Annotated in this window: 15 protein-coding genes; 8 read left to right on the forward strand and 7 right to left on the reverse strand. The window is 72.3% G+C overall.

Going from position 1 to position 21,982, the window contains the following annotated elements:
- Positions 1-62: 62 nt before the first annotated feature.
- Entirely contained in the window at positions 63-593 is a 531-nt protein-coding gene (locus ACZ5CZ_RS04070; RefSeq protein WP_385846721.1) for a hypothetical protein, read from the reverse strand.
- 419 nt (positions 594-1,012) lie between these two features.
- On the opposite strand from ACZ5CZ_RS04070, the gene ACZ5CZ_RS04075 reads away from it, so the two are divergent.
- From ACZ5CZ_RS04075 to ACZ5CZ_RS04095, 5 genes are read left to right on the forward strand one after another with little or no spacing between them, the layout of a single operon-like run.
- Positions 1,013-3,913, forward strand: coding sequence for a sensor histidine kinase (locus ACZ5CZ_RS04075; protein ID WP_468938906.1), 2,901 nt, complete (start codon positions 1,013-1,015; stop codon positions 3,911-3,913).
- On the forward strand, positions 3,910-4,344 hold the full coding sequence (locus ACZ5CZ_RS04080) for a roadblock/LC7 domain-containing protein (protein ID WP_385846724.1): 435 nt from the start codon (positions 3,910-3,912) through the stop codon (positions 4,342-4,344). Before ACZ5CZ_RS04075 ends, ACZ5CZ_RS04080 begins: the two co-directional genes overlap by 4 nt.
- A 9-nt stretch (positions 4,345-4,353) precedes the next feature.
- Positions 4,354-4,749, forward strand: coding sequence for a DUF742 domain-containing protein (locus tag ACZ5CZ_RS04085; protein ID WP_385846725.1), 396 nt, complete (start codon positions 4,354-4,356; stop codon positions 4,747-4,749).
- Positions 4,750-4,773: 24 nt separating this feature from the next.
- Complete coding sequence (locus ACZ5CZ_RS04090; protein WP_468938909.1) at positions 4,774-8,412, forward strand: hydantoinase B/oxoprolinase family protein; 3,639 nt, start codon at positions 4,774-4,776, stop codon at positions 8,410-8,412.
- Entirely contained in the window at positions 8,393-8,998 is a 606-nt protein-coding gene (locus ACZ5CZ_RS04095) for a GTP-binding protein (protein WP_385846727.1), read from the forward strand. The genes ACZ5CZ_RS04090 and ACZ5CZ_RS04095 overlap by 20 nt, the downstream gene beginning before the upstream one ends.
- A 301-nt stretch (positions 8,999-9,299) precedes the next feature.
- On the opposite strand, the gene ACZ5CZ_RS04100 is transcribed toward ACZ5CZ_RS04095, so the two are convergent.
- The 3 genes from ACZ5CZ_RS04100 to ACZ5CZ_RS04110 all read right to left on the reverse strand — a co-directional run bounded on the left by ACZ5CZ_RS04100 (position 9,300) and on the right by ACZ5CZ_RS04110 (position 12,726).
- Positions 9,300-10,949 (reverse strand): EAL domain-containing protein, encoded by a 1,650-nt coding sequence (locus ACZ5CZ_RS04100; protein WP_468938913.1) that lies wholly within the window; start codon positions 10,947-10,949, stop codon positions 9,300-9,302.
- A 143-nt stretch (positions 10,950-11,092) separates the two neighbouring features.
- Positions 11,093-12,283, reverse strand: a complete 1,191-nt coding sequence (locus ACZ5CZ_RS04105) for a lipid-transfer protein (RefSeq protein WP_385846730.1) — start codon at positions 12,281-12,283, stop codon at positions 11,093-11,095.
- Positions 12,280-12,726, reverse strand: coding sequence for a Zn-ribbon domain-containing OB-fold protein (locus ACZ5CZ_RS04110; protein ID WP_385846732.1), 447 nt, complete (start codon positions 12,724-12,726; stop codon positions 12,280-12,282). The genes ACZ5CZ_RS04105 and ACZ5CZ_RS04110 overlap by 4 nt, the downstream gene beginning before the upstream one ends.
- Before the next feature lie 225 nt (positions 12,727-12,951).
- Here ACZ5CZ_RS04110 and ACZ5CZ_RS04115 point away from each other — a divergent pair, with 225 nt between their 5' ends.
- Positions 12,952-13,488: an NUDIX domain-containing protein gene (locus ACZ5CZ_RS04115; protein ID WP_385846733.1), complete on the forward strand. Its 537-nt coding sequence runs from the start codon at positions 12,952-12,954 to the stop codon at positions 13,486-13,488.
- Positions 13,489-13,498: 10 nt separating this feature from the next.
- Here ACZ5CZ_RS04115 and ACZ5CZ_RS04120 read toward each other — a convergent pair whose 3' ends face one another.
- A complete protein-coding gene (locus ACZ5CZ_RS04120) occupies positions 13,499-15,859 on the reverse strand; it encodes a glycoside hydrolase family 31 protein (protein ID WP_468938917.1) in 2,361 nt (786 codons plus the stop codon).
- Positions 15,860-16,073: 214 nt separating this feature from the next.
- Between ACZ5CZ_RS04120 and ACZ5CZ_RS04125 the strand changes: the two genes are divergently transcribed.
- Positions 16,074-18,041 carry an acetoacetate--CoA ligase gene (locus ACZ5CZ_RS04125; RefSeq protein ID WP_468938920.1) on the forward strand — a complete coding sequence of 656 codons (1,968 nt, stop codon included), beginning with the start codon at positions 16,074-16,076 and terminating at the stop codon, positions 18,039-18,041.
- A gap of 208 nt (positions 18,042-18,249) precedes the next feature.
- A complete protein-coding gene (locus tag ACZ5CZ_RS04130; protein WP_385846737.1) occupies positions 18,250-19,143 on the forward strand; it encodes a hypothetical protein in 894 nt (297 codons plus the stop codon).
- Between the two features lie 103 nt (positions 19,144-19,246).
- Here the strand turns inward: ACZ5CZ_RS04130 and ptsP are convergent, their stop codons facing one another.
- Both ptsP and ACZ5CZ_RS04140 read right to left on the reverse strand, forming a co-directional pair.
- Complete coding sequence (gene ptsP / locus ACZ5CZ_RS04135; RefSeq protein WP_385846739.1) at positions 19,247-20,917, reverse strand: phosphoenolpyruvate--protein phosphotransferase; 1,671 nt, start codon at positions 20,915-20,917, stop codon at positions 19,247-19,249.
- Between the two features lie 79 nt (positions 20,918-20,996).
- The gene (locus tag ACZ5CZ_RS04140) at positions 20,997-21,446 is read right to left on the reverse strand and encodes a PTS sugar transporter subunit IIA (protein WP_385846740.1); all 450 of its coding nucleotides are present in this window, start codon (positions 21,444-21,446) and stop codon (positions 20,997-20,999) included.
- Positions 21,447-21,982: the final 536 nt, after the last annotated feature.

Raw genomic sequence — 21,982 nt, forward strand, 5'->3', positions numbered from 1 at the left:
ACCGCGCCCTTCTCGGCTCCCGCCGGCCCTCACCGGCGGGACCCGGGCCCCTGGGGGCCGCCTCAGGAGTGCGACAGCTGCCCCGCACCGCCCCGTCGGCGTATCCGCTCCTGCTCCCGCAGGGCCGCCCGCTCCTGGCGCCGGCGGGCCCGCCGCTCGCGCCGCAGCGCCCGGGCCGTGCTGCTCGGCTCGGAGACCACGCCGTACCGCTGGTTCCAGACCTGGCGGGTCACCCATACGTCGACCACCGACCACGTGGCCACCATGGTGCTCGCCACACTGCTGACCACCATGGGGAACGCCAGCCAGGACCCGGCCATCGTGCACAGGAACGCCACCATCGCCTGGATCAGCGTCACCGAGATGACCAGGACCGCGCGCACCGCCGCCGTACGCACCGGGTCCGGCAGTGGGTGCCGTTTCGCGGGCTCCTCGATCCACAACGGCCGATAGCTCTGCCGCTGTTCGGTCCCGGCCGACTCCCTGGCGCGCTGTGGCGCCGGAATGCCGCGGTCCGGCATCTCATGACCCCCTCGCGCCGAGCGGTCCGCCACGCTCTTCCCGGGCGCCTTGCGCCGCTCCGCCGTGCCCATCACCGTGTCACTCCCCACCGCCGACAGACCGCTCGCCCCGGCGCCCGCAGGCCCCGACTCCCCAGTGGCTGCCCGGCTTGCGCAGTTTTACGCCGCCGGGGTGCGGGATACGGCTCCTGTGGCCCATTCCGCCCCCATTTCCCGTAGAGAAGGACGAACGGGATCCCCCGAAGATTCCCGGCCGCCGAAAAAAACCAGCCAACCAGCCAACCTGACGGCGGCATCCGCCCGGTGACGGGCCGCCGAATCACGGGGGCAATCTCCCGCAATGCCCGGACAACTCGCCATCTCTCGCCGCCGGTGCGGAAGTTCAGCCTCCGGACATGTCTTCGAGTTATCTGTGAGGCGGTAGTAGGCTCGCGCCGTTTGTTGACGCACATGACACCCGCGGGCCGGCGGGGGGCGAGCTGGGGGAGGCCATGCGGTTTCGCGGGAAGTCGATCCGCCGGAAGATCGTGGCGCTGCTTCTCGTGCCCCTGGTGTGCCTGACCGCGATCTGGGGCTTCGCCACGGTCCTCACGGGCCGCGACGTCGCCCAGCTGTTCCATGTGTCCGACGTCGTCCAGGAGATCGGCTACCCCACCGAGGACACCATCCGCGTCCTCCAGCAGGAGCGCCGCCAGACCCTCGTCTATCTCGCCGACCCGCGGGCCGCCGACGCCCTCTCCGCGCTGCACCGCACCCGCACCGCCACGGACCGGGCGATCACCACGCTGCGCACGAACATCAAGGACCACGACATCTTCGGGGGCCTGGGCGCCGGCGACACCGAGCGCCTGGCCGCCGTCCTGGACGCCTTCGACGGCCTGGACTCCCTGCGCCGCAACGTCGAGCAGGGCACGGTCACCCGCGCCCAGGCCTTCGACCAGTACAACCACCTCGTCGACCCCTGCTTCGCGGTGCTCGACGACCTCGACAGCCCCGACGACGTCACGATGGACCGCCAGGCCCGCTCCCTGGTCTCCCTGATCCGCGCCCGCGAGCTGCTCTCCCGGGAGGACGCCCTGCTCGGCTCCTCCCTCGTCGTCGGCCGGCTCACCCATGACGAGACCCGCGCCATCTCCGGCCTGATCGCCCAGCGCACGCTGATCTACGGCATCAGCCTGCCGCTGCTGCCCGACTCGGAGCGGGAGCGCTACGAACGCTTCTGGGGCAACGCCACCACCGCCCCGCTGCGCGCGGCAGAACACAGCATCACCGGCATGGACTCCGGCGCGCCCCGCGAACTGACCGCCCGGCGCTGGGACTCCGCCGCGGCGGGCACCCTCGCCGGACTCGGCACCCTGGACGACCAGGCCACCGACCGCTTCCAGGACCGTATGCGCTCGGTGGCCATGGGCGTCATCGCACAGGCCGCCGTCGCGGGCCTGCTCGGCCTGGTCGCCGTACTGCTGTCCATCCTCCTCTCCGTCCGGATCGGCCGCGTCCTCATCCGCGATCTGCGGCAGCTGCGTCTGGAGGCGCACGAGGCGTCCGGCGTCCGGCTGCCCAGCGTGATGCGCCGGCTCTCCGCGGGGGAACAGGTCGACGTCGAGACCGAGGTACCGCGCCTGGAGTACGACAAGAACGAGATCGGCGAGGTCGGCCAGGCGCTCAACACGCTCCAGCGTGCCGCCGTCGAGGCCGCCGTGAAACAGGCCGAGCTGCGGGCCGGGGTCGCCGAGGTCTTCGTCAACCTCGCCCGGCGCAGCCAGGTGCTGCTGCACAAGCAGCTCACGCTGCTCGACACCATGGAACGGCGGACCGAGGACACCGACGAACTCGCCGATCTGTTCCGCCTGGACCATCTGACCACCCGTATGCGCCGGCACGCCGAGGGCCTGGTGATCCTGTCCGGCGCCGCACCGTCGCGGCAGTGGCGGCGCCCCGTCCAGCTGATGGACGTGGTCCGGGCCGCCGTCGCCGAGGTGGAGGACTACGAGCGCATCGAGGTCCGCCGGCTCGCCCGGGTCGCCGTCACCGGCCCGGCCGTCGCCGACCTGACCCACCTCGTCGCCGAGCTGCTGGAGAACGCCACCGTCTTCTCACCCCCGCACACGGCCGTCCAGGTGATCGGTGAACGGGTCGCCAACGGCTTCACCCTGGAGATCCACGACCGGGGTCTCGGGATGACCGCCGAGGCACTGCTGGAGGCCAATCTGCGCCTCGCCGAGACCCCCGAGTTCGAACTCTCCGACACCGACCGCCTCGGTCTGTTCGTCGTCAGCCGGCTCGCCCAGCGGCAGAACGTACGCGTCTCCCTCCAGCCGTCGCCGTACGGCGGCACCACCGCCGTCGTCTTCATCCCCGACGCGCTGCTCACCGACGACGTCCCGGACACCAACGGGACCGGCTTCCGCCTCGACCGGGACCGCCCGGCGAAGGGCGGCGACCGGACGGCGGACCGGCCTGCCGGCTCCCGCACGCCCCTGCGGCTGCCCGGCCTGCCGACCTCCCTGCTCGACGGCCCGGTCGAGCTGGAGGCGCCCGTCGATCTCGACGCCGTCGACGACTTCCCCGGCGCACTGACCGACGAGGACAGCGAGCGCGGCGGGCTGTTCCGCCCGCGCCGTCCCCTCGCCCGCGCCGCCGACCCGGCCACGGACGAGCCCGAGGACGAGACCGGCGATCCCGCGCCGGCGCCGCGGCCGACCGACCGCCCGGCGCGGTACGGAACCGGTGACCGCGGCCCCGTCCCCCTGCCCCGCCGGCAGACGCCCAAGCTGGTCAGCTCGCACGGCAGGCCCGTCACCGACCAGAGCTCCCGCCGGGGCGAGACGGAACCGCGGCCCGGCGACGGCCCCCGCGACCCCGAGACCGGCGGACTCGCCCCGCTGCCCGCCCGCCGCCGCGGTACGCCCTCCCGGCGCCCCGCCGGACTCTCCGGCCGGACCGAGGAACACGACGCCTCCTCGGCCGACGGCGCCCACGAGACGCCCGAGGCCCCGCCGCTGCCCCGGCGCACCCGCCCCGAGCCCGCCCCGGGCGGCCCCGGCCGGGACGGCACCGGCCCGCAGCGCGGCGGCACCGCCCCGCCCGCGGGCGACACGACCTCGCCTGCCGACGACACCACGCCGCCCACCGGCGCCGGAGCGGACCCGGCCACCGGGCCGCTGCCGCGGCGCGTACGGCAGGCCAGCCTGGCTCCGCAGCTCAAGCAGGACACCGAGCGGCGCGCACAGCGGTCGGCGGAGCCGGCCGCCGACCGCGACGCCGACGAGGTCCGCAGCCGAATGGCCTCGCTCCAGCGCGGCTGGCAGCGCGGCCGGGAGGAGAACGCCGCGGGCGACAGCGCCAGGAACGGCACAGCACAAGGAACGACAAAGGGGGACGGTCGATGACCGAACCGAGGGCCACCGGCCACACGGCGACCGACAAGGGAGAACTGAACTGGCTGCTCGACGAGCTGGTGGACCGGGTCGCCAGCATCCGCAAGGCCGTCGTCCTGTCCGGCGACGGTCTGCCCACCGGGGTGTCCAGGGACCTGAGCCGGGAGGACAGTGAGCATCTGGCCGCCGTCGCCTCCGGCTTCCACAGCCTGGCCAAGGGCGTCGGACGGCACTTCGACGCGGGGAGCGTGCGGCAGACGGTCGTCGAGCTGGACGACGCCTTCCTGTTCGTCACCGCCGCCGGCGACGGCAGCTGCCTGGCGGTCCTCTCGGACGCCGACTCCGACGTCGGCCAGGTCGCCTACGAGATGACCCTGCTGGTCAAGAGGGTCGGCGTGCATCTCGGCACCGCTCCGCGCACCGATCTGCCCGCAGGCGGGTAGTGGGATGGCATGAGCGGAGACGGTCAGGGAAGCAGCCACTGGTTCGACGACGACGCCGGACCGGTCGTCCGCCCCTATGCCATGACGCGCGGCCGCACCACGAGTCCGGCCCAGCACCGCCTCGACGTGATCGCGGTGGTCGTCACGGAACCCGACGCCGACGACCCGGAAAAGGACCCGACGCTGTCCCCCGAGCACGTGGACATCGTCGGGCTGTGCCGGGAAGCGCCGCAGTCGGTCGCCGAACTTGCCGCGGAACTCGACCTGCCCATCGGTGTGGTCCGTGTGCTCATCGGCGACCTGGTGAACGCGGAACTCGTCCATGTGACGCGCCCGGTGCCTCCGGCCGAGCTGCCGGACGAGAGTATTCTGCGCGACGTGATCAACGGCCTGCGGGCGCTGTGACCGGCGCGGAAGCGGAGTGGTGACGTGACAGGCTGGCAGTTCTGGGTCGACCGCGGCGGCACCTTCACCGATGTCGTCGCGCGTCGCCCGGACGGCCGGCTGCTCACCCACAAACTGCTGTCCGACAACCCGGCACGGTACGCCGACGCGGCCGTCGCCGGGGTACGCGCGCTCCTCGACGGCTCCCCGGAGCCCGTCGAGGCCGTCCGCATGGGCACCACGGTGGCCACCAACGCACTGCTGGAACGCACGGGCGCGCGCACCCTGCTGATCGTCACCCGCGGCTTCCGCGACGCGCTGCGCATCGCCTACCAGAACCGCCCGCAGATCTTCGCCCGCCGCATCGAACTGCCCGAGCTGCTGCACGAGCGCGTCATCGAGGTGGACGAACGCGTCGCCGCCGACGGCACCGTCCTGCGCGCACCCGACCTCGACGCCCTCGCTGGCCCGCTGCGGCAGGCGTACGACGACGGGATCCGCGCGGTCGCCGTCGTCTGCCTGCACAGTCATCTGTACCCCGGCCACGAGCGTGCCGTCGGCGAACTCGCCACCCGCACCGGCTTTCCGCAGATCTCGCTGTCCAGCGAGGTCAGCCCACTGATGAAGGTGGTGCCGCGCGGGGACACCGCCGTGGTGGACGCCTACCTCTCGCCCGTCCTGCGCCGCTACGTGCGCCAGGTCGCCGACGCACTGCACGGTGTCCGGCTGATGTTCATGCAGTCCAACGGCGGGCTGACGGAGGCCGGGCGGTTCCGCGGCAAGGACGCCATCCTCTCCGGGCCGGCCGGGGGCATCGTCGGGATGGCCCGGATGTCGCAGCGCGCCGGCTTCGACCGCGTCATCGGCTTCGACATGGGCGGCACCTCCACCGACGTCTCGCACTTCGCCGGCGCGTACGAGCGCGTCTTCACCACGCAGATCGCGGGCGTCCGGCTCCGCGCCCCGATGCTCGACATCCACACGGTCGCCGCCGGAGGCGGCTCCGTGCTGCACTTCGACGGCTCCCGCTACCGGGTCGGCCCCGACTCGGCCGGCGCCGACCCGGGCCCCGCCTGCTACCGCGCGGGCGGCCCGCTCACCGTCACCGACGCCAATGTGATGCTCGGCCGCATCCAGGCCGCCCACTTCCCCGCCGTCTTCGGCCCCGGCGGCGACCAGCCCCTGGACACCGCCCTCGTCCGTGACCGGTTCGCCGCCCTCGCCGACGACATCCACCGGCAAACCGGCGACGACCGCACCCCGGAGCAGGTCGCCGAGGGCTACCTCCGGATCGCCGTCGCCAACATCGCCAACGCCGTGAAGCGGATCTCCGTGCAGAAGGGCCACGACATCACCCGCTACGCGCTGACCACCTTCGGCGGCGCGGGCGGCCAGCACGCGTGCCGGGTCGCCGAGTCGCTCGGGATCCGCACCGTCCTGGTACCGCCCATGGCGGGCGTCCTGTCCGCGCTGGGCATCGGTCTCGCGGACACCACGGCCATGCGTGAACAGTCCGTCGAAGCGCCCCTGGAAGCCGCCGCCATGCCCGGCATCCAGCAGACCGCCGACGACCTGGAGGCCGCCGCACGCGCGGAACTCGCCGCCGAGGACGTCCCGCAGCACACCATCGAGGTCACCCGCCGCGCGCAGCTCCGCTACGACGGCACCGACACCACCCTCACCGTCGAGCTGACCGAGCCCGACACCATGAAGCGGGCCTTCGAAGAACGTCATCGCGCCACGTACTCCTTCACGCTCGACCGCCCGATCGTCGTCGAAGCCCTCTCCGTCGAAGCCATCGGCATCACCGCACCCCCCGATCTGTCCGCCCTCGCCCCCTACCAGGGCCGCCCTGCCGCACCCGAGACCGTCCGCCTGCACACCGGGGGCGCCTGGCGCGACGTACCCCTCCACCGCCGCGAGGCCCTTCCTCCCGGCGAGACCGTCACCGGCCCCGCGATCATCACGGAGGCCAGTGCCACGACCGTCGTCGACGACGGCTGGCGGGCCGTGGCGACCGACGACGGGCATCTGGTGGTGGAACGCACGGCGGTCACGCAGAGTTCCGATCTCGGCACAGAAGCCGACCCGGTTCTGCTGGAGGTCTTCAACAACCTCTTCATGTCGATCGCCGAACAGATGGGCGCCCGGCTGGAGTCCACGGCCCAGTCCGTCAACATCAAGGAACGCCTGGACTTCTCCTGCGCCCTCTTCGACCCCGACGGCAACCTGGTCGCCAACGCCCCCCACATCCCCGTCCACCTGGGCTCCATGGGCACCAGCGTGAAAGAGGTCATCCGTCGCCGCGGCACCGCGATGCAGCCGGGTGACACCTACGCGGTCAACGACCCGTACCACGGCGGCACCCACCTGCCCGACGTCACCGTGATCACCCCGGTCTTCGACACCGATGCGGCGACGGACACGCAGCGTGACCCGCGGATCCTCTTCTACGTGGCCTCCCGCGGCCATCACGCCGAGATCGGCGGCATCGCCCCGGGCTCCATGCCGGCCAACAGCCGCTCCATCGAGGAGGAGGGAGTCCTCTTCGACAACTGGCTCCTCGCCGAGCGGGGCCGGTTCCGCGAGGAGGAGACCCACCGCCTGCTGACCGAGGCCCGCTACCCCTCCCGCAACCCCCGCACCAACCTCGCCGACCTGCGCGCCCAGATCGCCGCCAACCGCAAGGGGGTCGACGAAGTCCGCCGCATGATCGCCGAGTTCGGCCTCGATGTCGTGCAGGCCTATATGCGGCACGTCCAGGACAACGCCGAGGAAGCGGTCCGGCGTGTCATCGACGCCCTGGGCGACGGCAGTTACGCCTACGAGACCGACGCGGGCGCCGTCATCCGCGTGCGCGTCCGTGTCGACCGCGCCGAACGCCGGGCGACGATCGACTTCACCGGCACCTCGGCACAGCTGGCCACCAACTTCAACGCCCCCTTCGCCGTCGTCAACGCGGCCGTCCTGTACGTCTTCCGCACTCTGGTCGCCGACGACATCCCGCTCAACGACGGCTGTCTGCGGCCGCTGGACATCGTCGTCCCGCCCGGTTCGATGCTCGCGCCCGAGCCGCCCGCCGCCGTGGTCGCGGGCAACGTCGAGACCTCCCAGGCCATCACCGGCGCCCTCTACGCCGCGCTCGGGGTCCAGGCCGAGGGTTCCGGCACCATGAACAACGTCACCTTCGGCAACGAGAACCACCAGTACTACGAGACGGTCGGCTCCGGATCCGGAGCCGGGGACGGCTTTCCCGGCGCCGCGGTCGTCCAGACCCATATGACCAACTCGCGGCTCACCGACCCGGAAGTCATGGAGTGGCGGCTGCCGGTCCGGCTGGAGGAGTTCGCCGTCCGCCCGGGAAGCGGCGGCGCCGGGCGCTGGCCCGGCGGCGACGGCGCCGTACGCCGCATCCGGTTCCTCGAGCCGATGACCGTCTCCACGCTCTCCCAGCACCGCCGCGTGCCGCCGTACGGCATGGCCGGCGGCGCGCCCGGAGCGCTCGGCGGCAACCGGGTGGAGCGAGCCGACGGCACGGTCACGGACCTCGGCGGGAGCGGCTCCGCGGACGTCGGTCCCGGCGACGTACTCGTCATCGAAACCCCCGGTGGCGGCGGCTACGGCCGACCGTCGCCCGACCCCCAGCGAGCAGGAGAAGAGACCGATGATCTTCGGGCGTTCTGAGCGCGGCAAGCCCCCGGTCGAGCCCGTCACGCTCAAGATCCTGGTGGCCGGCGGCTTCGGCGTGGGCAAGACGACCCTCGTCGGCGCGGTCAGCGAGATCAGGCCGCTGCGCACCGAGGAGCTGCTCACCGAGGCCGGACGGCCGGTCGACGACACGCGGGGCGTAGAAGCCAAGCACACCACCACCGTGGCCATGGACTTCGGCCGCATCACCCTGCGCGAGGACCTGGTGCTGTACCTCTTCGGCACGCCCGGGCAGGAACGGTTCTGGTTCATGTGGGACGAGCTGTCCGAGGGCGCGCTCGGCGCCGTCGTCCTCGCCGACACCCGCCGGCTGGAGGACTGCTTCGCCGCCGTCGACTACTTCGAGCGGCGCTCCATACCCTTCCTCGTCGGGGTCAACTGCTTCGAAGGCGCCGCCCGCTACCCGGCGGAGGCCGTGCGTCAGGCCCTCGACCTGGACGACGACGTGCCCGTCCTGCTGACCGACGCCCGGGACCGGGAGTCGGTCAAGGAAGTACTCATCGGAGTCGTCGAGCACGCCATGGAGTACGCCGCGGACCGCCGCCGGGCGGTCGTCGGCTGACCGGGGCCAGGACGCCACGGCACGGCCCGCACCCCCGCCGACCGGGGTGCGGGCCGTGGTCCGGTGCGCGGCACGCGCGCGTACGGCGATTCCTGCGCTCCCGGCAGGCCGAGGAACAGGACGAGTCCATGGCGCATTGCCTGATAACGCCGAGAATGTACGGCGATGTCGGCTGACACCGGGAAGTGTTCACCGGTGCCACGGGGGCGTCAAGGCTGTCGACGGCGACGGTGACAGCGGGCGGCCCGGCCCGGACCGCACCCCGGAGGCCGCCAACGGGTGGGCCGTGCAAGGAGGTTCGTCATCCCGGCTCGGCCGTCGCGTACCCGGTCTGTGTCGGAGCCGCTGCCGGGCTGCCACGCCGGACCTCGTGGCCGGGCAGCCCGGCGCGCCCGAGCACCCAGCTCATCCCGGCCAGGGCCTTCGCCGTCTGCTTCAGCGGAGCCAGCCGGGCGGCGGCCTGCCGGTGGTCCCGCACGCTGTCCGGAGCGCACACCACGGTCGCCAGCGAGAGGGTGACCGGCCGGCCGCCGGCGGACCAGGATGTGTCGAGCACGGCGGTCACCAGCGGTTCGAGCGCCTCCTCGTCGGCCAGGACGAGGAAGTCGTCCCCGCCGATGTGACCCACGCGCGCGTGGCCCGCGGCCGCCTGCGTGAGCGCCCGCCCCAGGGAACGGATCAGCTCGTCGCCCGCGGCGAAACCGGCACCGTCGTTCACCTGCTTGAAGTGGTCGATGTCCAGCCAGCTGAGCGCGAACGTCCGCCCGTCCGCGATCCGCCGGTCCACCTCGCTCGTGATCACGTCCGAACCGGGCAGCCGCGTCAGCGGATTGAGACCGGCCGCCTCCTCGACCCGGCTCTCCGCCAGTGCCCGCACCAGGTCGGCGAGGCGTACGACCCCCACACACCGGCCGTGCGCGTCGACCACGGCGACGTCGTCGGAGGTCCGGTCCCGGCCGCCGACCGCCACCACGTCCAGCACCTCCCACGCCGTGGCGTCGATGCCCACCGTGCGCGGCACGTCGCCCAGCTTGAAGGCCGGCCGGTCCGCGTACAGCGCATGCCCGTAGCGGCCGGACATCGACAGCAGGAAGCGTGAGCGGTGCACCGACCGGACGGGCCGGCCGGCCTGGTCCACCAGCAGCACACCGGAGACGTCCGGTGACCCGGTGAGCAGCGCCCGCACCTGCCCCGCCGCCGCGGTCACCGGCAGCACGGCGGCGGGCCGCACGAACTCCCGCACCGACGGCCCCGACCGGGGGGTGGCCAGGACGGCGGGGGAGTGGGCCGGAATGTACACGTCCGCCGCGGGGATCCGCGCCGGCGGCGCGAACAGCTCTCCCTGTGCCAGCTGCGCGCCGGCCGACAGTGCGGACGCGTACTGGAGTTCCGTCTCCACGCCCTCCACCGCCACCAGGGCGCCCAGCTCCTCGCACAGGGTGCGCATGGCCCGTACGGCGGCCGGCCGGGCCAGCAGAGAGGCGTCGAGCTTGACCAGGTCGGGGCCGAGGTCGGTGAGCAGCCTGAGCGGGACGTCGCCGTCCCCGATCCCGTCGGCGCTGATCCGGAACCCCTGCTCGCGCAGCGCGGCCACCGCCTCCAGCAGGGCCCGCTGCGGCACGTGCGTGCAGGGCGGGACGATGTCGAGGGTCACCTCCCAGGGCATGCGCCCCGCCGCGCGCACGGCGTCCCGCAGGGGGGTGAGGCCGCCGAGATCGGCGAGCGTGGCCGCGAACACGTTGAGGTGCAGCGGCAGCAGCGTCTCCTTCCGCGTCGCCGCGCGCAGCGCCAGCACGGCGAGTTTCGCGTCGAGGTCCGGATCGCGGCGGGCCTCGGAAAGGACGTCACCGGTTTCCGGGCGGGCGAGCGTCTCCAGAGCGGCGACCACGCCCGTCCTCAGGTTGACCACCGGCTGGAAGGCGAAGCGGAGATTATCCGTCCAGGAGTGCACGGGAGCATGATGGCTCCGCGGGCGTACCCCCAGGCGCAGTTCATAAGACGTTCACGCAGCATTCCGAGGTGACCGCGGAGCGTAGGCAAACACATGGGTCACAGCCGCCACCGCAGTCACATGACGCAAGCTCGCGCCCTCTCTCATCTCACCGCGATCACCGCCGACCCATGCCCGAAGAGCCCCTGGTTGGCGCTGATCCCCACGCGCGCACCAGCGATCTGGCGGTCGCCCGCCGCGCTTCTCAGCTGCCAGGTCAGTTCGCAGACCTGGGCGAGGGCCTGCGCCGGCACCGCCTCCCCGAAGGAGGCAAGACCGCCACTGGTGTTGACGGGTGTCCGGCCGCCCGGGGCCGTCACGCCCTCCCGCAGCAGTTTCGCGCCCTCCCCCTCGGCACACAGCCCCAGATCCTCGTACCACTGCAACTCCAGCGCGGTGGACAGGTCGTACACCTCGGCCACGGACAGGTCCTCGGGGCCGATGCCTGCCTCCTCGTACGCGGTCCGGGCGATGGACGCCCGGAAGCTCTCGCCGGCCGGTTCGACGGCGACAGCGGAGTCCGTGGCGATGTCCGGCAGGTCCAGCACCGGGTTCGGGAAACGCGGGGTCACCGTCGACACCGCGCGGATGCGCACCGGCCGGTCCGCGCCGTGCCGCCGGGCGAAGTCCATGCCGGACAGCACCAGGGCCGCGCCGCCGTCGGAGGTGGCGCAGATGTCCAGCAGTCGCAGCGGATCGGCCACCACCGCCGAGGCCGCGACCTCCTGGGCGGTGACCCGCTTGCGGTAGCGGGCATACGGGTTGAGCGCTCCCATGGCCGCGTTCTTCACCTTCACCAGGGCGAAGTCCTCCGGCGTGTCGCCGTGCACCGCCATCCGCCGGCGCGCGTACAGCCCGAAGTACGCCGGGTTCGTCGCGCCCAGCAGGCGGAAGCGCAGCCAGTCCGGGTCGTCCGGACGATCACCGCCGGCGGGCCGGAAGAACCCCTTCGGCGCCGCGTCCGCGCCCACGACGAGGACGACGTCCGCGAGCCCGGCGAGGATCTGCGCCCGCGCGGTGGCGATCGCCTGCGCCCCGGACGCGCAGGCGGCGTACACGCTGGAGACTCGCGCCCCCTGCCAGCCCAGAGCCCGGGCGAACGTCGCACCGGCCACATACCCGGGATAGCCGCCACGCACCGTGTCCGCGCCGACGACGGAGCCGACGTCCGCCCAGTCCAGACCGGCGTCCGCGAGAGCCGCACGGGCCGCCGCCGTCCCGTACTCCACGAAGGACCGCCCCCACTTGCCCCAGGGGTGCATGCCGACGCCGAGCACCGCCACGTCCTTGGTCACACCGCCACCCCCGTCGGCCGCCACTGCCAGGTCGTCCAGGCCGTCTCCGCGTCCTCGTGGAGCACCCCGGCGACGACCTCGACCTCCATGCCCACCGTCAGATCGGCGACGGTGACCCCGGGAGCCGCCTGCCCCAGCACCACCATCCGCTCGGCGGCCAGCTCCACCGCGATCAACGCGTACGGCACCCAGGGAAGTTCCGGATTGCTCACATAGGGTGACGGTGGCCGATAGCGGCTGTCGGTGTACGACCAGATCCGCCCCCTCCGGGACAGCGGCACCTCCTCCAGCGTCCCGCCAGGGCAGGAGGGGTTGCGGCAGTGGCCGTCCTCGCGCGGGAAGAAGACCGAGGCGCAGGACGAGCAGCGCGTGCCCAGCAGCCGGAAGCCGTCACCCTCACCGGTGAACCATCCGGCCACCTCGGGCGTATGTCTGCGTGGCAAAATCCCTCCCCACCGAGGAATCTGACGAAGCGTCAGAAGTCTGCCACGGAAGACAGTAAAAGGGCAGGGCGCCCGTGTGAACCGAACGTCCGCTCCCGGCGTCCTGGTACAGGAGGGGCGGCCGGGGTCGACGGGGGTGATTCCGGCCGCCCCTCGCGCGTGCCTTCGTTTCTCGGCATGCCACGACCGGAAGACGCCCTTCCTCTGATCGGATACAGTCCGCGCGTGTCCGAAACTCAGCAACCCACTGCCAACTCCGTGCCGGACTCCCACTGTTCGCGCTGCGGAGCGCCCTATGGAGAGGGCGTCATCGGCTGGCCGCGCACCTGCCCTTCCTGCGGCGGCGTCGCCTACCGCAACCCGCTGCCGGTCGCGATCGCGCTCCAGCCCGTGTACGACACCAGGGGCACGTCCCTGGTCGTTATCACGCGAACCATCGCACCCGCGCGCGGAGGCACGGCCCTGCCCGGGGGCTACATCGACGACCGGGAGGACTGGAAACAGGCCGTCGTCCGTGAACTCAAGGAAGAGACCGGGATCGACGCCGCCGCCCGCGACGTGCGGCTCGTCGACGCCATGAGCTCACCCGACGGCCATCTGCTGCTCTTCGGACTCCTCCCGGAGCGTCCGGCCGAGGGGCTGCCGCCCTCCGGCCCCACCGACGAGACCGAGGGCTGGCACCTGCTGCGCAGGCCCGAGGAACTGGCGTTCCCGCTGCACACCGCAGCCGTGCGGGCCTGGTTCGAGGGCCGGTACGTCTGAGCCGCGCGGCTCAGCCCAGCCCCCGCACGCGAACGGGACGATCCGGCTCGGCCGACCCCTCCGCGCGTTCCCTGGTGACCACCACCCGCGGGCCCTGCCAGCGGGCGGCGTAGCGTTCGAGCTCCGGCTCGTCCCACCCGTCGCCCGCGTCCGGCACGACCAGCCCGCCCCCCGTCCGGCCACGGGCCGGCGCCCACACCTCGAGTGCCGGCGCACCGTCGGCGTCACGCACCGGAATCACCGATCCCGCGCGCGCGAACACCGGTATCCGGGACAGCGGCGCGTCCACCAGCACCTGCGCCGGGCCCTCGTACGCCGCCTCCGTCGCCGTGTCGTACCAGCGGCCCCGCGGCAGCTGCACCGCACGCCGGACGGCCCCCGGCTCCAGCACCGGAGCGATCAGCAGACCGTCGCCGAGCAGAAACGTGTCCTCGCAGTCCCGCAGCGCCCGGTCCTCCGGCGCCCCCCACCACACCGGCCGCACATAAGGCGCCCCGGTCCGCCGGGCGAGATGCGCCACCGTCACGAGATACGGCAACAGCCGCCGGCGCTCCAGCAGCGCCACGCGCGCGTGCTCCAGCACCTCGGCACCGAACTCCCAGGGTTCCCGCCGCCCGGCCCGCAGGCCCGCGTGGGTGCGGAACAGCGGCAGATACGCGCCCAGCTGGAACCACCGCAGATACAGCTCGGGCGACGGACTGCCGTCGAACCCGCCCACGTCCGGACCCGAGTACGGCACCCCGCACAGCCCGAGCCCCAGCACCAGCGACAGGGACGCCCGAAGCCCCGGCCAGCCCGTCGCCACATCCCCCGACCAGGTGCCGCCGTACCGCTGCATGCCCGCCCAGCCCGAGCGGGAGAACAGGAAAGGCCGCTCCTGGGGCGACAGCTCGCGCAGCCCCTCGTAAGCCGCCCGGGCCATGCACAGCGCGTACACGTTGTGCGCCTCCCGATGGTCGCCCCCACGCCCCTCCAGCGCGTGCCGGGCCGAGCGCGGCAGCGTCGACTCACCGAAGGCGTTGGACGAGGTCGGCTCGTTCATGTCGTGCCAGAACCCGGCGAACCCCTGGCCCAGCCGCTCCTCGTAGAGCCCGCCCCACCACGCGCGCACACGCGCGCGTGTGAAGTCCGGGAAAACCGATTCTCCGGCCCACGCCACGCCCCGCACCTCGCGCCCCGTGGCGTCCCGTACGAAGGCGTCCAGGGCGGAGCCGCTGTCGTACACGGCATTGCCCGCCGCCGCCTTCACGGCCGGATCCACGACGGACACCAGCCGGATCCCGTCCCGGCGCAGCTCCTCCGCGAGCACCGGCAGCTTGGGGAAGCGCTCCTGGTCGACGGTGAACACCTGATGGTCGTCGTAGTGATCGATGTCCAGATGGACCGCGTCCAGCGGCAGATCACGCTCCTGGTAGCCCGCGACGATCCGACGCACCTCCTGCTCGCTGCCGAAGCCCCACCGCGCGTGCTGGTAACCGAGCGCCCACGCGGGCGGCAGCGCGGGCGCCCCGGTCAGCGAGGCCCACGTGTGCAGCACTCGCGCGGGAGTCCCCGCCATCACCCAACAGCGCAGCGGACCGCCGTCCATCCGCACCTCGCAGCGTCCCGCCCGGTCGTGCCCGGACCCGGCGCCCTCCTCGCCCTCGCGCAGGACCACCACGCCGTCCCACGTGGTGTCGTGGAACACCAGATGCGTGCCGGCGTCCGCGACCACCAGCTGCACCGGCATGGTCAGATACAGCGGATCGTCACCCGGGCCGAACGCGCGCCCGGGATCGGTGTTCCACAACCGGTACGCCCCGTCCCGCAGCCGGGGCCCGGACGCCCGTCCGCCCAGCCCGAAGAACCGGGCGTCCGCCGCCACCTCCGACCGCTGCATCCACCGCGCCGCGCCCCCGCCCACCGGCTCCCACCAGCGCGGCGGCAGATCCCGCCGCAAGGTCACACCGCCCGGCGTGCACACCTCCACCGCGCCGTGCCGCGAGACCACCACCGTCACCCGCTCGGCCACGACCCGCCAGCCGCCGTCCTTGTCCGGCTCCAGCACCGCCCGGGGATCCGGCTCGGGACACTTCCCGGCCAGCGCGTACGACGGATGCGGGTCGGCGCCGTCCCACCCCCAGAACACCGCCCCGTTCACCGCCACGGTGATCCGCAGCTCGGACCGGCTGAACCGGATCACCCCGCCCCCGGGCCCCGGCTCCACGGCCTCCACCCGACCCGGGACCCGCGCCCGCTCGGCCCCCCGCCGCGGCAGCCCGGCGGCATCGATCCGCCTCCTGCGCCACGCGGCCCGTACGGTACGCAACCCCCGAACCGCCCTCCCCGAACCAACCACACTCACCGAACGCACCAGGTCACGACCGTCCATGCTGCTCACCCTGCCACCCCGCGACCCGCCCGCGCGTGTCGTTCAACTGCCGTTCACCCGTGCTGGCACCACATCTTCAAGAGGGGGACTATGTGGGGCACACCCTGGTGCAGAAGTCGATCACATGGCATCGTCCCTGTCAGCCGTGTCACGCGCACACCCCAGCCCGTGCGCGGACGACGCACACGACGCGCACAGCCCGGGAGCCGCCCCCATGTCGACCGCGAATCCTCAGCCGCTCTGGCAGCCCGATCCCGCGCGGATCGCCCAGGCCCGCATCACCCGCTTCCAGGCATGGGCCGCCGAACACCACGGCGCCCCCGCCGAAGACGGCTACCCGGCTCTGCACCGGTGGTCCGTCGACCAGCTGGAGACCTTCTGGAAAGCCGTCACCGAGTGGTTCGACGTACGGTTCTCGACCCCCTACGCGCGCGTGCTCGGCGACCGGGCCATGCCGGGCGCCCAGTGGTTCCCCGGAGCCACCCTCAACTACGCCGAACACGCCCTGCGCGCCGCCGCGGACCGCGCGGACGAACCCGCCCTCCTCCACGTGGACGAGACCCACGAACCGCGCCCGGTGACCTGGTCCGAGCTGCGCCGCCAGGTCGGCTCCCTCGCCGCCGAACTCCGCGCCCTCGGCGTCCGCCCCGGCGACCGGATCAGCGGCTACCTGCCCAACATCCCCGAGGCCGTCGTCGCCCTCCTGGCCACAGCCGCCGTCGGCGCCGTCTGGACCTCCTGCGCCCCCGACTTCGGGGCCCGCAGCGTCCTGGACCGCTTCCAGCAGGTCGAACCCGTCGTCCTCTTCACCGTCGACGGCTACCGCTACGGCGGCAAGGAACACGACCGCCGCGAGACCGTCGCCGAGCTGCGCCGCGAACTGCCCACCCTGCGCGCCGTCGTCCACATCCCGCTCCTCGGCACCCCGGCACCCGAAGGCGCCCTGGACTGGTCGGCGCTGACCGCCCGGGACACCGAGCCCGCCTTCGAGCAGGTGCCCTTCGACCACCCGCTGTGGGTGCTCTACTCCTCAGGAACGACCGGCCTGCCCAAGGCCATCGTCCAGTCCCAGGGCGGCATCCTGGTCGAGCACCTCAAGCAGCTCGGCCTGCACTGCGACCTCGGCCCCGAGGACCGCTTCTTCTGGTACACCTCGACCGGCTGGATGATGTGGAACTTCCTCGTCTCCGGCCTGCTCACCGGCACCACGATCGTCCTGTACGACGGGAGCCCCGGCTACCCGGACACCGGAGCCCAGTGGCGGATCGCCGAACGCACCCGCGCCACCCTCTACGGCACCTCCGCCGCCTATGTCATGGCCTGCCGCAAGGCCGGCGTCCACCCCGCCCGCGACTTCGACCTCTCGACGGTGAAGTGCGTCGCCACCACCGGCTCGCCGCTGCCGCCCGACGGGTTCCGCTGGCTGCACGACGAGGTCCGCGACGACCTGTGGATCGCCTCCGTCAGCGGCGGCACCGACGTCTGCTCCTGCTTCGCCGGAGCCGTACCGACCCTCCCGGTCTACACGGGCGAACTCCAGGCGCCCGGCCTCGGCACCGACCTCCAGTCCTGGGACCCCAGCGGCAAGCCCCTCCTCGACGAGGTCGGCGAACTGGTCGTCACCAACCCCATGCCCTCCATGCCGATCCGGTTCTGGAACGACCCCGACGGCAGCCGCTACCACGACAGCTACTTCGACACCTACCCCGGCGTCTGGCGCCACGGGGACTGGATCACCCTCACCACCCGGGGCACCGTGATCATCCACGGCCGCTCCGACTCCACCCTCAACCGGCAGGGCGTGCGCATGGGCTCCGCCGACATCTACGAGGTCGTCGAACGTCTGCCGGAGATCAAGGAATCCCTCGTCATCGGCGTCGAACAGCCCGACGGCGGCTACTGGATGCCGCTGTTCGTCCATCTCGCACCGGGCGCCGTCCTCGACGAGGCACTCCTCAACCGCGTCAAGCAGGCCATCCGCGAACAGCTCTCGCCACGCCATGTACCCGACGAGATCATCGAGGTACCCGGCGTCCCGCACACCCTCACCGGCAAGCGCATCGAGGTCCCCGTCAAGCGTCTCCTCCAGGGCACCCCCCTGGAGAAGGCGGTCAACCCGGGGTCCATCGACAACCTCGCCCTGCTCGGCTTCTACGAGGAACTGGCTCGCAAGCGCGCCTGATTCCCCGGACCCAGCGCCCCATCGGCCCACTCGGCGTCACCACCGTCATCGGGAGCCGTCCACTCGCCCGGACGGCTCCTCGGTGCCGCTACCGCCGTGACCTGCGCAAACCCGCACCGCCTGGTCCGTAACAGGCTTCAGCCGCCCCCGTTGTCAGTGCCGTCGGTTACGGTGAGTGAGCATTGATCGACTGCGCACTGGGGGAATCATGGCGCACACCGACCACCTGAGCATGCGGCGCGTCCTGCGCCGCGAGATCGCCGGCACCATCGGCCTGCTCACCGACGAACACGACTTCCGGGCGATGCGGCGCTACCGCAGCTTCACCTTCGACGACCACAGCACCTACCTCCGACAGGTGGAGGCCCTCCTCAAGACCCGAGCCGCCCAGGGCAGCCACACCACCCTGGCCCTCTTCGACCCCGAGGACTACGCGGCATTCTGCGCCGACACCGGCCTCGACCCCGACCAGCCCGCCAGCCGGACCCGGTTCACCGCGGAACTCGCGGCCACCGGCCCCACCATCCCCTACGACGGCCGCCCACTCGCCACCCTCCTGCCCGCCCTCGTCGACGAAGCCGTACGCCAAGCCACCTGGGAGTACGCAAGCACCCTGCTCACCCGCCTCGGCCCCTGCCCGACCTGCGGCGAGGACATCGGCAGGGCCGCCTTCACCCGGGCCTCCGAACTCCTGGTCCGCATCCTCGACACCGCACCGGCCGGCGACCGGCACCTCGTGTGCAGCGTCTCCGGACCACCGGACACCCTCATCTCCGCCCTGCACGCCGACCAGGACCAGCAGGGCGCCCTCCACCTCGACGAGGCCGAGGCCCTGGAATTCACCAGCGTCCTCGCCCTCGGCCTCGCCACCCGCAGCCCCGGCGGACTGGTCCTGCGCACCACCGCGCCCGGCAACCCCGACCGCGTCTACGGCTGGCGACTGCGCGCCGGCGGCCTGGAGCCCCTCACCGCCTCCGAGGTCTTCGACGCCTACTGCACCGACGCCATCTCCGGCGACCTCATCCCACCGGAGTCCGGCGTCGACTACGGCGAGCCCCCGGACCTCGGAACGGAAGGCACAGCCGCCGAGCACCGCCACTGAGCACCCAGCGCAGACCCGCCCGGCCCCACCAGCCCGGACACGCCAGGGGCGTCCCACCCGAAGGCGGGACGCCCCTGAAACCCCGGCACACCGGCCCGACCGACTACTCGCCGGACAGCACCGCCTGCGCCGCACTGCGCGCATCCGCGGCGCTGTCCGCCGCCCGCGCGGCAGCCGCGGCACGCTCGCACTGCGCCAGCGTGTACTTCGCCAGCGTCGCCCGCACATACGGAATCGACGCCGCACCCATCGACAGGGAGGTGACACCCAGACCGGTCAGCACACACGCCAGCAGCGGGTCGGACGCCGCCTCGCCACACACACCACAGCTCTTGCCCTCGGCCCCGGCCGCCTCGGCAGCCATCGCCACCAGGTCGAGCAGCGCCGGCTGCCACGGATCCTGCAACCGCGACACCGCACCCACCTGCCGGTCCGCCGCGAACGTGTACTGCGCGAGGTCATTGGTCCCCAGCGACAGGAACTCGACCTCCTGCAAGATCGAGCGCGCCCGCAGCGCGGCCGACGGGATCTCCACCATCGCACCGAACTTCGCCCGCAGCCCCGCCTCACGGCACGCGTCGGCGAACGCCCTCGCATCCGCACGGTCCGCCACCATCGGCGCCATCACCTCGAGGTAGACGGGCAGACCCTCGGCGGCCTTCGCCAGCGCGGTCAGCTGCGTACGCAGAACCTCGGGGTGGTCGAGCAGCGTCCGCAGACCCCGCACACCCAGCGCCGGGTTCGGCTCGTCCGCCGGAGTCAGGAAGTCCAGCGGCTTGTCCGCACCCGCGTCCAGCACCCGCACGACCACACGGCCCTCGGGGAACGCCTCCAGCACCTGCCGGTACGCCTCGACCTGCTTCTCCTCGGAAGGAGCGCTCTTGCTGTCGTCCAGGAACAGGAACTCGGTACGGAACAGACCCACGCCCTCGGCCCCGGCCTCCACGGCCGCGGGGACGTCCGCCGGGCCGCCCACGTTCGCCAGCAGCGGCACCTTGTGCCCGTCCGCGGTCGCACCCGGACCGGTCGAGGCGGCCAGCGCGGCCTTGCGCTCGGCAGCTGCGGCCTCCAGCGCCGCCTTCTTCTCCTCGCTCGGGTTCACAAAGACATCACCCGTGCTGCCGTCCACCGCGACGACCGTGCCCTCGGCCAGCTCACCGGCCCCCGGCAGCGCCACGACCGCCGGCACACCCAGCGCCCGCGCCAGGATCGCACTGTGACTGGTCGGCCCGCCCTCCTCGGTCACGAAACCGAGCACCAGAGACGGGTCCAGCAGGGCGGTGTCCGCAGGCGCCAGATCCCGCGCCACGAGCACATACGGCTCGTCGCTGTCCGGCACGCCCGGCATCGGCACGCCCAGCAGCCGGGCGACGATACGATTCCGCACGTCATCGAGGTCGGCCACCCGGCCGGCGAGGTACTCACCGGCAGCCGCCAGCAGCTCCCGGTACGCGGCGAAGGCGTCGTACACCGCACGCTCGGCCGTGCTGCCGACGGCGATCCGCCGGTCCACGTCCGCCATCAGCTCGGGGTCCTGGGCCATCATGGCCTGCGCCTCGAGCACCGCCTGGGCCTCGCCACCGGCCAGGTTGCCACGCGCCATCAGGTCGGCGGCCACCGCGTCCACGGCCTGGCGGGCGCGCCCCTGCTCCCGCTCGGCCTCTTCCGCCGGGATCTGCTTGGCGGGCGGCTCCAGCACCGCCGTACCCATGTGCCGAACCTCGCCGATCGCCACGCCATGGCTCACGCCGACGCCTCGCAGCGTTGTCTCCATCTCACCCGTCTCCGATAGTGCGGCGGGTCCCGCCGCCGCGATGGTTGTCCTGTGTGCCGTCATCACGACGGCACTGCCGTCAGTTCCAGGTGAAGAGGCTGTCGCCGGCCTTCACATCACCGCTGTCCCGCAGGTCGGAGAGGGCCTCGGCCGTGGCCTCGAGCGCGACGACGGGGCAGACCGCCGACTTGCCGGCCGCCTCGACCGCGGCGGGGTTCCAGCGCACGACTGCCTGCCCCCGGGCCACGGTGTCGCCCTTGTTGACGAGCAGCTCGAAGCCCTCGCCATTGAGCTGCACGGTGTCGATGCCGAGATGCGTGAGTACGCCGTGTCCGTTCCCGTCGACCACGACGAACGCGTGCGGGTGCAGAGAAACGATGACGCCGTCCACGGGCGCCACGGCTTCGGAGGGCTCGCGCACCGGGTCGATGGCAGTGCCCGGGCCGACCATGGCCCCGGAGAAGACCGGATCCGGCACGGCGGCCAGTCCGATGGCGCGTCCAGCGAGCGGGGACGTCACGGTGGTCATGGGAAGCCTCCAAGGAGTGGAGCTGCCGGCACTGAGCAGCAGCGTATGTCATATGAAGGGGCCGTTCCGTCTGGAAGCTACCAGGAAGTGGTCTAGACCACCAACCTCATGGATTTGCACCGTCTTCCGGGCTGGGTGTACATTCGTAACTCCTGCTGAGGCGGAGGGGCGCGAAAGCGACCACGCTCGGCAGTACCCAAACTCGTCGGATCCTAACTCTGGATCCCCTTCTGCATGTCCGCAGCAGGGTGGTCAGAGGGCCGGAAAAACCCTGATAGAGTTTGGAACACCGAAGGGAAGCGCCCGGAGGAAAGCCCGAGAGGGTGAGTACAAAGGAAGCGACCGTTCCTTGAGAACTCAACAGCGTGCCAAAAATCAACGCCAGATATGTTGATACCCCGTCCGTCGGACACTGTCCGATGGTCGAGGTTCCTTTGAAATAACACAGCGAGGACGCTGTGTGCGAGGGGACTATTCCTCCTCTCGCACCGCTCTCGTGGTGTTCATCCCGATTACGGGAAAACATTCACGGAGAG

The organism is Streptomyces sp. NPDC031418 (assembly GCF_055581605.1).

Excerpts from the sequence above, each read along its gene's own strand:
- ACZ5CZ_RS04070 (WP_385846721.1), bottom strand. The coding sequence starts at position 593 with ATGGGCACGGCGGAGCGGCGCAAGGCGCCCGGGAAGAGCGTGGCGGAC.
- ACZ5CZ_RS04075 (WP_468938906.1), top strand. The coding sequence starts at position 1,013 with ATGCGGTTTCGCGGGAAGTCGATCCGCCGGAAGATCGTGGCGCTGCTT.
- ACZ5CZ_RS04080 (WP_385846724.1), top strand. The coding sequence starts at position 3,910 with ATGACCGAACCGAGGGCCACCGGCCACACGGCGACCGACAAGGGAGAA.
- ACZ5CZ_RS04085 (WP_385846725.1), top strand. The coding sequence starts at position 4,354 with ATGAGCGGAGACGGTCAGGGAAGCAGCCACTGGTTCGACGACGACGCC.
- ACZ5CZ_RS04095 (WP_385846727.1), top strand. The coding sequence starts at position 8,393 with ATGATCTTCGGGCGTTCTGAGCGCGGCAAGCCCCCGGTCGAGCCCGTC.
- ACZ5CZ_RS04120 (WP_468938917.1), bottom strand. The coding sequence starts at position 15,859 with ATGGACGGTCGTGACCTGGTGCGTTCGGTGAGTGTGGTTGGTTCGGGG.
- ACZ5CZ_RS04125 (WP_468938920.1), top strand. The coding sequence starts at position 16,074 with ATGTCGACCGCGAATCCTCAGCCGCTCTGGCAGCCCGATCCCGCGCGG.
- ACZ5CZ_RS04130 (WP_385846737.1), top strand. The coding sequence starts at position 18,250 with ATGGCGCACACCGACCACCTGAGCATGCGGCGCGTCCTGCGCCGCGAG.
- ptsP (WP_385846739.1), bottom strand. The coding sequence starts at position 20,917 with ATGGAGACAACGCTGCGAGGCGTCGGCGTGAGCCATGGCGTGGCGATC.
- ACZ5CZ_RS04140 (WP_385846740.1), bottom strand. The coding sequence starts at position 21,446 with ATGACCACCGTGACGTCCCCGCTCGCTGGACGCGCCATCGGACTGGCC.